Annotated in this window: 8 protein-coding genes; 4 read left to right on the top strand and 4 right to left on the bottom strand. The window is 47.9% G+C overall.

What is annotated here, in order from left to right:
• Positions 1-61 precede the first annotated feature (61 nt).
• Positions 62-400 (top strand): PadR family transcriptional regulator, encoded by a 339-nt coding sequence (locus tag EXU85_RS28015; RefSeq protein WP_142775256.1) that lies wholly within the window; start codon positions 62-64, stop codon positions 398-400.
• A complete protein-coding gene (locus tag EXU85_RS28010; RefSeq protein WP_142775255.1) occupies positions 397-3,132 on the top strand; it encodes an ABC transporter permease in 2,736 nt (911 codons plus the stop codon). Before EXU85_RS28015 ends, EXU85_RS28010 begins: the two co-directional genes overlap by 4 nt.
• Before the next feature lie 121 nt (positions 3,133-3,253).
• Here EXU85_RS28010 and EXU85_RS28005 read toward each other — a convergent pair whose 3' ends face one another.
• Positions 3,254-5,014 carry a DUF885 family protein gene (locus EXU85_RS28005; protein ID WP_142775254.1) on the bottom strand — a complete coding sequence of 587 codons (1,761 nt, stop codon included), beginning with the start codon at positions 5,012-5,014 and terminating at the stop codon, positions 3,254-3,256.
• Positions 5,015-5,270: 256 nt separating this feature from the next.
• Between EXU85_RS28005 and EXU85_RS28000 the strand changes: the two genes are divergently transcribed.
• Together EXU85_RS28000 and EXU85_RS27995 are read left to right on the top strand one after the other, a co-directional pair.
• Positions 5,271-7,136: a PQQ-binding-like beta-propeller repeat protein gene (locus EXU85_RS28000; protein WP_246859272.1), complete on the top strand. Its 1,866-nt coding sequence runs from the start codon at positions 5,271-5,273 to the stop codon at positions 7,134-7,136.
• Positions 7,137-7,499: 363 nt separating this feature from the next.
• Entirely contained in the window at positions 7,500-8,102 is a 603-nt protein-coding gene (locus tag EXU85_RS27995) for an outer membrane beta-barrel protein (RefSeq protein WP_142775253.1), read from the top strand.
• 44 nt (positions 8,103-8,146) lie between these two features.
• On the opposite strand, the gene EXU85_RS27990 is transcribed toward EXU85_RS27995, so the two are convergent.
• The 3 genes from EXU85_RS27990 to rbsK all read right to left on the bottom strand — a co-directional run bounded on the left by EXU85_RS27990 (position 8,147) and on the right by rbsK (position 11,954).
• Complete coding sequence (locus EXU85_RS27990) at positions 8,147-9,331, bottom strand: hypothetical protein (RefSeq protein ID WP_142775252.1); 1,185 nt, start codon at positions 9,329-9,331, stop codon at positions 8,147-8,149.
• A gap of 74 nt (positions 9,332-9,405) precedes the next feature.
• On the bottom strand, positions 9,406-10,965 hold the full coding sequence (locus tag EXU85_RS27985) for an ADP-ribosylglycohydrolase family protein (RefSeq protein ID WP_142775251.1): 1,560 nt from the start codon (positions 10,963-10,965) through the stop codon (positions 9,406-9,408).
• Positions 10,966-11,045: 80 nt separating this feature from the next.
• A complete protein-coding gene (rbsK, locus tag EXU85_RS27980; RefSeq protein ID WP_142775250.1) occupies positions 11,046-11,954 on the bottom strand; it encodes a ribokinase in 909 nt (302 codons plus the stop codon).
• Positions 11,955-12,141 lie beyond the last annotated feature (187 nt).

Here is a 12,141-nt window from a genome sequence, read left to right as displayed (position 1 = left end):
TTAATTCTGGCACCAGATTTGATTTAAGATATTGTATCTAATCAAGCATGCAGCCACGCTTATGAAAAAGACTATTCTGGGGGAATTGGAAGAACTGGTGTTGCTGGTAGTGGCCGCCAGCACCGAAGAGGTTTATGGCGTGCCCGTTATGGAACAACTTCAACTCCAGACAGGCCGGAGCTTCACTGTCAGTGCGGTACACACCACCCTGTATCGACTCGAAGAAAAAGGGTTTCTGTCGTCCTCCGTGGGCGGGGCAACTACCGAGCGTGGAGGACGGCGTAAGCGGTTGTTTGCCTTAACAGCGGCCGGTGGGCGGGTACTCCTGGAGATTCAGCAGATGCGCAACCAGCTCTGGCAGAGCATCCCTGAGGGAAAATTTGACTTACTGGGGCTATGAAAAAGCAATCTAACCCGAACGAACCTCCCCACTCTGACTCACGAACCCCTCGGTGGGCTGATCGCCTGCTGGAATGGTTCGTGGCCCCGCACCTATTGGAGTACGTGCAGGGGGATTTGCAGGAAGTATTCCATAAGCGCGTTGAGCAGGTAGGTCTGGCCCGCGCCCGGCGCGAGTACGGCTGGGCGGTGCTACACTGCTTAACCCCATTTTTTCATCAATCGCTCCGGTCTGTCCGGGCTACTGGCAAACCCATTTCTGAACATACTCAACCCGCCTTACCTGACATGCTACGTAATTATTTCAAAATCGCCTTTCGGAACCTCGCCAAAAACAAGGGGTACTCATTCATCAACATTTCGGGGCTTGCGATGGGCATGGCTGTGACGATGCTCATTGGGCTTTGGATGTACGATGAACTTTCGTTTAACCAGTATCATAAAAATTATGATTCCATTGCCCAGGTGAGGAGGTTGTATACAGATCCAAATATCCAAAAAACAGACGGAACAGATGCGCAACAATTTCCGATGGGGGCCGCTTTAAAACGGCATTACCATCACTATTTCAAGCACATTTTGATGGCCTGGTGGGTTGGAGAATATACGCTTTCGGCTGAGGATAAAAAAATGCCCAAAAAAGGCGAATTTATTGAAGCGGGTGCTTTGGAAATGCTTTCGCTGAAAATGGTCAAAGGCAACTATGCATCGTTGAAAGAGCTTCACTCGATTGTGCTGTCAAAATCAGCATCGGAAGCTATGTTTGGTCAGGAAGACCCGATCAATAAACGCCTAAAAATTGATAACCGTATCGATGTGGTCGTAACGGGCGTCTATGAAGATATACCCCGGAATAATCGTTTTGGCGAAGTGCAGTTTTTTTCGCCCTGGGATTTATGGGTTGCGTCAAATGATTGGATTAAACAAAACGAAAACGATTGGGGCAACAGTTCATTCGGTATTTATGTGCAGCTGCAGCCCAATGTTTCGCTCGAGACAGCCAATGCCCGCATCAACGATTTTTTTCAGAAAAGTACGCCAAAAGAAATGGCTCAGCGGGCGGCCAAATACAAGTATGAGGTTTTTTTGTACCCGATGAAGGACTGGCATTTGTATTCGGAATTTAAAAATGGAAGGCCTGCTGGTGGGCGCATCACGTTTGTTTGGCTTTTTGGTGTTGTTGGCCTTTTTGTCTTGCTATTGGCTTGTATCAATTTTATGAATCTGAGTACCGCCAGGAGTGAAAAGCGAGCCAAGGAAATAGGCATTCGGAAAGCCATTGGCTCGTTGAAAACTCAACTCATTCAGCAGTTTTTAAGCGAATCGTTCCTGGTGGTTGTGTTGTCGTTTGTGGTGTCATTGGTACTGATTTCACTTACTCTGTCCTGGTTTAATCAAGTAGCAGACAAAGAATTATCGTTGCCAGTCGAAAGCTTACCTTTTTGGCTAATCAGCCTGGCATTTATTGCTGTTACCGCTTTTTTAGCGGGCGCATATCCTGCGTTTTACTTGTCTGCGTTTCAGCCAGTGAAAGTCCTGAAAGGCACCATTCGCTTAGGACGTTTTGCGGCTTTACCTCGGAAAATTCTGGTGGTTGTTCAATTTGTTGTTTCGATTGTTTTGATTATCGGCACTATCGTCGTCTACAAACAAATTCAATTTGCCCAGGATCGCCCCGTGGGCTATAATCGGGAAGGATTGATTACCATTCCGAAAAATGATCCCAATTATGGTGGCAAACTGGATGTGCTGCGAAACGAGTTACTCAATACAGGTATGGTGGCTGGTATGGAGCTATCGTCAAGCCCTCTAACGGCTGTTTGGAACAATATGGGTGGTTTCAGTTGGAAAGGTAAAGATCCTGAAGTAGCCGATGATTTTGCCATAACCGATGTGTCGTATGGGTTTGGTAAGGTGGTAGGCTGGCAGTTGCTTGCTGGTCGGGATTTTTCCAAATCGTTTGCCACAGACAGTACGAAAATGATTATCAATGAATCGGCGGCTAACTATCTTGGTTTGAAAAACCGCAACGGCGGTGGTGCGGCATTCCGACCGCCAATTGGAGAATTTATCACCTTTTATGACGGCAAAACATCTCGTCAAATTATTGGTGTGATTAAGGATATGGTCAGGAACTCGCCCTATGAGCCCGAGAAGCGTGCATTTTTCTTTTTAGATGCGAACTACGCTGCTGCCAGCCAAATTGATATAAAAATCAAGCCAACCGTCAGTGCGAACGAAGCGCTGCCTAAAATCGAAGCTGTATTCAAGAAAGTAGTTCCTTCTGCGGCATTCGATTACAAATTTGTGGATGAAGAGTATGCTAAAAAATTCAGTAATGAAGAACGGATCAGTAAGCTTGCTTCATTTTTTGCCACGCTGGCTATTTTTATCAGTTGTCTGGGTCTGTTCGGACTGGCTTCGTTCATTGCCGAACAACGAACCAAAGAGATTGGCGTTCGCAAAGTGCTGGGCGCTTCAGTGCTGAACCTGTGGGGATTACTCGCCAAAGATTTCGTGTTTCTGGTCGTCATTGCACTGGGGGTTGCTATCCCAACGGCCTGGTACTTTCTAACTGGATGGCTAGGGAACTATACGTACCGTACTGACATCTCCTGGTGGATTTTTGCGGTGTCTGGCGCCGGGGCTTTACTAATTACGCTGCTGACAGTGAGTTTCCAAAGCATCAAAGCCGCTTTGATAAATCCGGTCAACAGTTTACGTTCAGAATAAACTTTCCGCAACGGCAGTCATTTAAACGCATCGTAGCTGTACGGTGCGTTTAAATGACTCAACTCCTGACATGCGCAGACTAATCTATCTCCTGCGTGAAGCATTTGGTAAAACAAAATATCTACTTGGCCGATTGAATGTAATTATCCACCAGTCTCTCCAGAATGGGCATGGTGAGTGTTCCCTGACTTAAGATCAGATCATGGAAGGCGCGAATATCAAACTTCTCGCCCAGTGATTTCTGGGCTTTTTGTCGTACTTCCTTAATTTTTAGTTCGCCAATCTTATACGCCAGCGCCTGACCTGGCCAGGAGATATACCGGTCGGTTTCGGTGGTGCAATCGTGTATCGATAACGCCGTATGTGTGCTCAAATAGTCGATGACTTGCTGACGGGTCCAGCCTTTGGCATGAATACCCGTATCCACTACCAATCGGCTGGCTCGCCACATCTCGAAGGTTAAGCGGCCAAAATCGCTATAAGGGTCTTTATAAAAGCCCATCTCCTTTCCCAGCCACTCACAGTACAGACCCCAGCCCTCGCCAAAGGCATCGACGTATAGATTTTTACGGAAGGGAGGCAGGTCGGCCAGTTCTTTTGCCAGTGCCGATTGCAGATGATGACCCGGAACGGCTTCATGAAGGGTGAGCGACTCTAACGTATATAAGGGACGGCTGTTCAGGTTATAGGTGTTTACCCAATAATAGCCTGGTGTTTTACTGTTGAGCGGAGCACCAATGTAACGGCCACTAGTGTACTTGGGTGCCAGTGCATCGGGTACAGGGGCAACTCCGTAGGGTTGACGTGGTAGCTTACCAAAAAAGGCAGACAGTTTACTCTCAGCTTGTTTGGCAATGTAACTAGCTTCCTTAAGCAGCTGGACGGGTGTTTTTGCATAAAACTGGGAATCGGTACGCAAAAATTTCAGAAAATCGGCGAAAGAGCCTTTGAAACCAGTTTGGGTAATAATTGCCTGCATTTCGTTCTGAATGCGCTCAACTTCGCGTAATCCCATCTGATGGACGGCATCTGGACTTAGGTCGATAGTAGTGTAATGGCGAACCCGTTGCTGATAATACGCTTTGCCATTTGGTAAGTCGTAGGCTGCAAGCGTAGCACGGGCACCGGGGATATACTCCGTGTCCATAAAATGGCCAAATAGCTGATACCCTTTCACCGCCCCTTCCAATACGGCTTTCTGACCATCCTGCTGAATCTGAGCCTGTTCTTCCTTGCTCATTGATGCGGGCAAGTGTAAAAACGGCTCATAGAAAACGCTCCGGGTCGGATCGGTAACGATATGATTTCGATACGTAATTTCATACCCGTTCAGGATGATCTTCGGAGCGGTCATTCCGGTTTTTAATCCTTGTCGCATAATCGCAATCACGTTGCCCATATACGCAGGAAATGTGCGCAAGAGTTTACTGTAGCTCTCATAATCAGCAGACGTACGGAAGGTCAGGTAGTTTGGAATAAACGATAAACCTATGTGCGGACCATAATCAGACGTTAGCGGATTTAAGTAGGCTTTCAACTCGTAATTACTAATGGACTCTTCCAGCGTATAGCGCAGTAATTCAACGTTAACACGGTCTACTTCCGAAAGGGGTTCAGTGGGTATGGTATTGAGTTGATTCAGCTGTTGGCGGTAGAATGCGGCTTCTTTAGCGAAAGAAGCCTCGGTATAGTCGCCCAACTGCTCAATCTGGGTTTTCTGCCCCACAAAAACTGCCGTTAGTGGATGCTCTCTAAGTTGAAAAGCCCAGGTGCTGTCGATAAGTTTATGAAGCTGCTGTACGGGTGTCTGGGCACAGGTGGGTAACCCGTAAGAGATAAGTAACAGACTTAGTGTGAGTGACTGACGGGTTAGGTAGGACATTGAAGACAAGGCCGATCGGTAGTTGTTCCAATATAGCAACAAATCAGTGACAAAGTCTACGTACAGCAGCAATTCATCCTATCAAATTCAATCTTCATCTCTAGTGGACCGTTGTTCATCACAAAAGTAGATGCCTGCCCTGCCAGACGCGTTACTTTTGCGGATCGACTGATGGAAAGGCAGTTACTGGCATTTTGCTTGCTTCGCTACAACAAGCCTTTCTATGTAAATTCCTCAACTAAACCACTAGCAACTGATGAAAACTGCCTTTCAATTTTGTGAACCAGCACGGGCTAAGGGCTTGTGGATACTCGTTGCCTTTTTTTCGTTGTTGTTGGTCAACAGTTTTGCCCAAAAACTAGATATGGCGGTGGCAACTGAAGGCCAGAAATTATACATGGCTACCTGCAACAATTGCCACAAAGCCGAAGCAGGGGTAGGAGCACCCGGCTATTTTGTACTGGCTCAAATGCCTCCACGAGCTATTTTGGCTGCTCTAGAAACTGGTAAAATGCGTACCCAAGCTAAGGATCTTACTCCCGATCAGCGAAAAGCCATTGCTCAGTGGTTGGCCAGTAAGGCGCTGAAGGATGTTGTTATCCCCCAGGAAGCTTACACTTCCTTTGCGCTTCCTGCTGGCAAGGGTTCATTGATAAATCATTCGGGTTGGGGTGGTAATCTGGAAGGAACCGGTTTCAGGTCGGAGAAGCAGGCGGGTATTTCTCCGGCAACCGTCGGAAATCTTAAGCTTAAATGGGCGTTTGCGTTTCCAGACGTTAGTCAGGTTAGGTGCAAACCCGCTATCGTTGCCGACTGGCTTATTACGGGTACCCATTTTGGGGAGGTCTACAGCATTCATAAAAAGACGGGAAAAATTGGGTGGCGTTTTCTGGCAAAAGCGGCTGTTCGAGGTGCCATTTCGGTTGTGCAGACGAAGGATGAAATCCATGCTTTTTTTGCCGATAACAATACCAATACCTATGCGCTTGATGTGAAAACCGGCAAGCTGATCTGGGAAAGCAAAGCCGGAAAACACCCGCAATCGGGCAATACGGGATCGGTGGCTGTTTACGACAATATGGTTTATGTTCCCCTGACATCTACCGAGGTTGTCTCTGTTTTAGATCCGAGCTACCCTTGCTGTTCATCGTCCGGTGAGATTGTGGCATTGGACGCCCGTTCAGGGAGAGAGGTCTGGCGACATCGGGTAATTACCGAGGAAGCAAAAGAGGCTGGTAAAAAGAAAAACGGGCAACCCTTTTACGGCCCTTCGGGTGCCATTGTCTGGTGTAGCCCCACAGTTGATGCCAAACGCGGGTTACTTTATTTTGGAACGGGGGAGAATTATACCAGCCCATCGACCACAACCAGCGATGCCATTCAGGCACTGAACCTCAAAACCGGAAAACTGGCCTGGTCGTTTCAGTCGACAAAAGATGATACCTGGAATCTGGCCTGTCCAGGGAATCCCAACTGCCCTGAAAAAATAGGCCCCGATTTTGATTTTGGCATGGCCCCCATTTTGGTAAAACAAGCATCCGGGAAGGATATCTTGGTGGTTGGCCAGAAGGCGGGTATCGTCTACGGCTTATCGCCCGATAATGGGAAGGTCCTCTGGCAAACCCGCATTGGCCGAGGTGGGGCACTGGGTGGCATTCACTGGGGTATGGCCACCGACGGTAAGTATGTATATGCCGCCAACGCCGATAATAAATACGGAATTAATCCTAAAGTCGATTCGCTGATCAAGCCCGAGCCGGGTCTGTTTGCACTGGAGGTAGCAACCGGAAAGATCGTCTGGAAAACAGCCGCACCATCCTGCGACGGAAAGAAGGGTTGCATTGAGGCTAATTCAGCCGCGCCGACGGTTATTCCGGGGCTGGTGTTTGCCGGAACATTGGACGGACACATCCGGGCGTATTCAACAACAGATGGCAAAATACTCTGGGACTATGATACCGCGAAAGTGTATCAGACCGTGAACGGTATTGAGGGGAAAGGCGGGTCAATTGACGGCTCTGCGCCAGTGGTGGATGCTGGCATGCTGTTTGTCAACTCGGGCTATGGACTGTTTGGCGAAATGCCCGGTAACGTTCTGCTGGCCTTTGAGGTTGAGAAGTGATTTGTGGAAAATGCAGATAGCCTGGCGTGGTCCTGATGCATACTCTTTGGGATTGGGTTGGCGTGAGGCAATGCGGGCTACTATGCACGCCATCCGCATAGAAGATTATCTCTACATCCGCAACTTTCATATTAAGCCACTTATCAGATTCTTATTAAGAGACAGTTAAAGAAACGCAGGAAATCCTGCCGGCTTGGCAGAACCAAATGAAAACAGACTAATATTGCGCTAAAATTTAGTCCCAGTCTTTTTAGCCCACCTTTTGCAACGTAAATAGGAGTTTGGCTGTAAAGACTATAGATAATGATTGCAGAGTATTCAGCGTGACTTCTGGCAATCATCTAAAACAAACCAATCTATCTTATGCGTAAATTATTCGTTCTTTTCCTCTTACAGATTTCCTTTGCCGGGTTTGCCCAAAACAAACCATTTAAAGTTACTATTGCTGGCGGGTATGCAGCCCCTACCTATAAGGCAACGAAAAACGATTTTTCGAAAGCTGGTTTTGTGTACAGCATCGAGCCACAGTATGAGCTTGATAAGTTTATTAAAAATCTGGATTTGGGCTTTCGTTTTGAACAGGCATTTGTTCAGCGCACAGAATATCTGGATAACGCTCTTTCGTTCCCATCGCAAGCGAAGTCCATTATGTCGGGGGTGTTAACGGCAAACTACGTTGTTAATTTGAGTGGACCTTTTCGGCCCTATATTGGTGCGGGCGTAGGGGTATATTATGTCGATAAAAGCACTCCAATCTATTCGTCAATTTCGTACCCAATACCCGTTACAACCAACCTCGGTGGCTTGTTTAGAGTGGGCGTTAAAGTCAAAATTTTTCACGTAGAAGGTTCCTATAATCTGGTGGGCGATACCAGTGTTAAGAATTCTACGTCGGGACTGACAATGACCGCTGATAACTCGTATTACAGCGTTAAAGCAGGGCTTACCATCGGCGGTTCCCGCTGAATTTGTAGTACCGACCGGGACGGTCGGTACTACAAAACATAACCTTACTTCTCCAGAAGTAACAGGAACATTTCTGCTGCGTGCCACGCGTTGGGGAAGGCTAGTTTCTGCTTCACGAACTCTTTATCGAGCACCGTCAGGCCAGGATAGTGAGCATTACTGGCTTGTTGTTCCCAACTCAGCGGGTAGTCAAGGCTGCTGACCATACCGCGCTTTTCACCATAAAAATGGTCTTCTGCCCAGGCCAGGTAGGGAGAGTTGACACTCAAACGCTCCTCGAATCTTTTTTCTCCAGTGAGCTCCCGTTTATAATCCAACCAGAAGAGCGACGAATAGCTATCAGTCTGTTTCGGAATCGTGTAAGTATCCGGTAACCCCAGTGACTTTAGGCCATACTTAAGCCATTTCGTCTGAAAAACAGGGTGTTCGGCATCATCCGTTTTGCCGATTATATACGTCTCTTTCTGAAACTGCCTGACCGAATCCAAAACCATTTGTACGGCAGGGTGGGTTTTGTCGGACACGAGCGATACGAGGAACAATACTTCTCCGAGGTTATCGGCTTCGGGAACTCCGTGATTAGTACGGTCGAAAGGATCGCGAATTGCCATGATCCAATCGTGAATCAGGGGTAGATTATTAGTCTCCCGCAACACCATAGCCATGATTGCGGCATCGCGAAAGCGGGGTTTAAAATAGACCAGAAAATTCGGGACAGGGCGTCCATTAATTATATTGATCAGAATTTCCTGATGCAATACCCGGAGTACCGGCCCCAATGGATGATTGGCAAAGGTAGGTAGTATTAAGCGACTACGAGTCCCTGGAATTAGTTTGGGACGTCTGCCGGTCTGGAGTAACCACACCCCTGTTTCGTCTTCCCGTAGCTGAATGGTTTGCCCGTCGGTCAGTGTCAATTGTACTAGGTACTCCGATGGGACAATGATTTCCTGTTTTACCCGCCATTGCTCCTCAATATTACCTGTCAGCGCATTCAAGAGCCGCCCACGTCGATAAATGAGCTTTAGGCGATCGCCCATACCGAACAGAAAAAACTTCAGATCAGGTAGTTCGCGGTGATTTGGGTGTTGAAGTCGAAGTTTAGCCAAACTTTCCTGATAGGTTTTCAACGCACCAGTCGGGTCAGGATGAAACGAGGGGGGGATTGGCTTCTGGGCCGAAGCTGAGAGCGCCAGTAAAAGAAAAAAGGATACCCAGCGAAAAGACATAAGCTATATGGTTGCTCCGCTAAGCAGCTGGAACATACGCCATATCTTGGATGTATGGCGTATGTTCCAGCTGTTTAGCGGAGCTTTGATTGAACGGGCTGATCAGAGTACACAATCAGCTCGCCCATACGAACAATATGCTCTGCATCAGGATTTAAGACCTTAATGCGTACTGTATGTTTCCCTTTTGGAAGTTGATAACGCCAGAATAACTCGTGCCGACGATGGGTGAAATCGGCAGGGAGTTTGGCTGTTTCAATCTTCTTATCATCAATAGAGAGTTCGGCTGTAAAGACGAACTCCGTTTTGGCGTCCCAGGCGCTGCGGGTTTTCGGTTTGGCTTCGCCTTTGAGTACAAAACCAGTTCCTTCAAAGTCGAAACTGTATTCTCCGTCGATCTCTTTATGAATGCCGCGTACCAGAACCGGATAATGGCCCGTAAAGGCTTGTTCCAGCCGAACGGCTTTTGGGGTTTGTAGCGCAATCGTTACCTGATCGCCGTTGATTTTTCCGCCATTGCGCTCAACAACCTGTAAGGCATGTTTCATACTCATAGCGTACACATCGTTCAGCGACATGGTTGTGTATTTGAAGTCGATATCTTCGGCTTCTTTCAATCCCTGTTTCCAATACGCTGGAATCTGGTCATAGCCCAGCATAGTTCCTAAAATACCCCCCGCCGAAGCTGGGTTACAATCTGAATCCTGTCCGGCACGGGTACTGATTTCCATGGTTTTGGTGAAGTCGCCTTCGCCGTAGAGCAGGCCCAGCACAATGTAAGCGGAGTTTATTTTGGCGTCGATGTTAAAGGAGTGGAATACCCCATCGGGGCAGCCTACTTCGTCGGCCCATTTTCGCTCAATTTCAAACCAGGTGCGCTTCCAGTCATTTGGGAACTGATCATGCCATTTAATGACATCGGCAATACACTGGTAGAAAGTGCTTTGGGCTGGAATGGTTTTTAACGCTTCTTTGACAATGTAGTTAACATCTTTGGATACAAAGGCCAGCGAATACATGGCACCCACATAAGCACCTCCATACCAGCCATCGCCGTAGTTCATAATATGGCCGATGGGATCGCCAATCTGTACAGCTGTGTTGGGCATTCCGGGCGACATCAGTCCCGAGAAATCAGCTTCGATCTGGAAATCAATGTCGTCAGCGTGGGGGTTGTTGAGCCAATGGCCTGATTCCGGAGCTTTCATCCCATTTAGGAGATTATACCGCCCAGCCTGGTTGGCATGCCAGAGCATGTACTCTGCCTTGGCGTAGGCATTGGCATGTTCGGCAACGGGTGCATCAAGGCCTTTTTTCTCAAAAACGTCAACGAATGTCAGGTCCATGTAGAGGTCATCGTACAGGCCCGGAATATCGGTCATCGTTTTCTTGATATAGCCGTCATACCACGGAATCGGTTGGTAGGCATTGATCATCGTACCTGTAAATCGAAACTCCGTTGGCCCCCCAAACGTACAGCCAATGACCTGACCTGCCCAGCCACCTTTAATTTTGTCCTGAATCGTGTTTTTAGAAAGTGTTACGGTAGGTGGTGCTCCCTTTTTGGCTGGCCTGACCGGGGGAGTCGTTGCTGATAAGAGTAGGGCAAGTACGGATAAGTAGAGAAATTTCATGAGAATGAACCGGTTTTAGGGGCAAATAAGAATAATTGTAATTGGTGGTAGGCTGTGGTGTCGGGTTGAAGAACCCGAGATCACTTGATCCCAACCTCATCCCGCGTTGGCATCGACGCCTGGGCACCCATACGCGTCACCGAAATCGAAGCGGCTTTGCAGGCAAAGGCGATGGCATCGGGAAGCGGCTGGCCTTCTGCCAGGCCGACGGTTAGCGCGCCATTAAAACAATCACCGGCAGCGGTGGAATCAATGGCCTTGACGGTTGCTGTAGGAATGAGCTCATCCTGCGTTCCGGTAGATAAGTAGGCCCCCTTTGACCCGAGCGTAATCACCACATTTGAAACGCCCAACTCGTGCAGTTTTTGTGCAGCCTGTTTAGCCGTAGGCAAATCGGTTACGCGGATACCCGTAAATAGCTCGGCTTCAGTTTCGTTAGGCGTGATTAGAAACAGATGTTGAAACAAAGCCGTGGGAAGCTGTTGGGCAGGAGCGGGATTTAGAATAACCCGTAAGCCCCGTTCAGCAGCCTTTTTTACTACATGTTCAACAGTAGGCAGTGGGATTTCGAGTTGAAGGAGCACCAGCGTATCGGGAGAGGTTGTTTGCAGGGCTTCGTCGGTTTCGCTGGCTTGCAAATGAGCGTTTGAGCCCGGTGCCACAGTTATGCAGTTTTCGCCGGCAGCATCTACATTGATTAGGGCTACCCCCGACGGATGTTCATTATCCGTCAGTATGTGCGTAGTATTAATACCTTCCTGCTTGAAACCGGCAACGGCCTGTTGACCAAAAATATCAGTACCCACTTTGGCTACAAAGGTCACCTGTCCGCCAAGTCGGGCAGCAGCAACAGCCTGGTTTGCGCCTTTTCCGCCGGGATTCATCAAAAATGTGCCTCCTAGTACGGTTTCGCCCGGTGCTGGTAATTTTTGGGTCTTAACGACCATATCGGTATTTGAACTACCAACCACCAAAATCTGATTTGGCATAAAAAATTAGGATTTTGCTAACGAATTCTACTTACCTCTTTAAATGCATCGGATATCCCGCATATACTGTTTTAGTTGATTTTATCTGAACACCTGCTGCGTAGTACAGTTAATAGAATTTATCCAACCCTACTTTTCGTATGCTTATATTGCACTTTGTTGCTACTACCTCTTGACGTACCGATGC

Origin of the sequence: Spirosoma sp. KCTC 42546, from assembly GCF_006965485.1 — a bacterium.
Lineage (GTDB): Bacteria > Bacteroidota > Bacteroidia > Cytophagales > Spirosomataceae > Spirosoma.
Note: the sequence above shows the minus strand (reverse complement) of the source record. Positions and strands in the feature narration are given on the sequence as shown.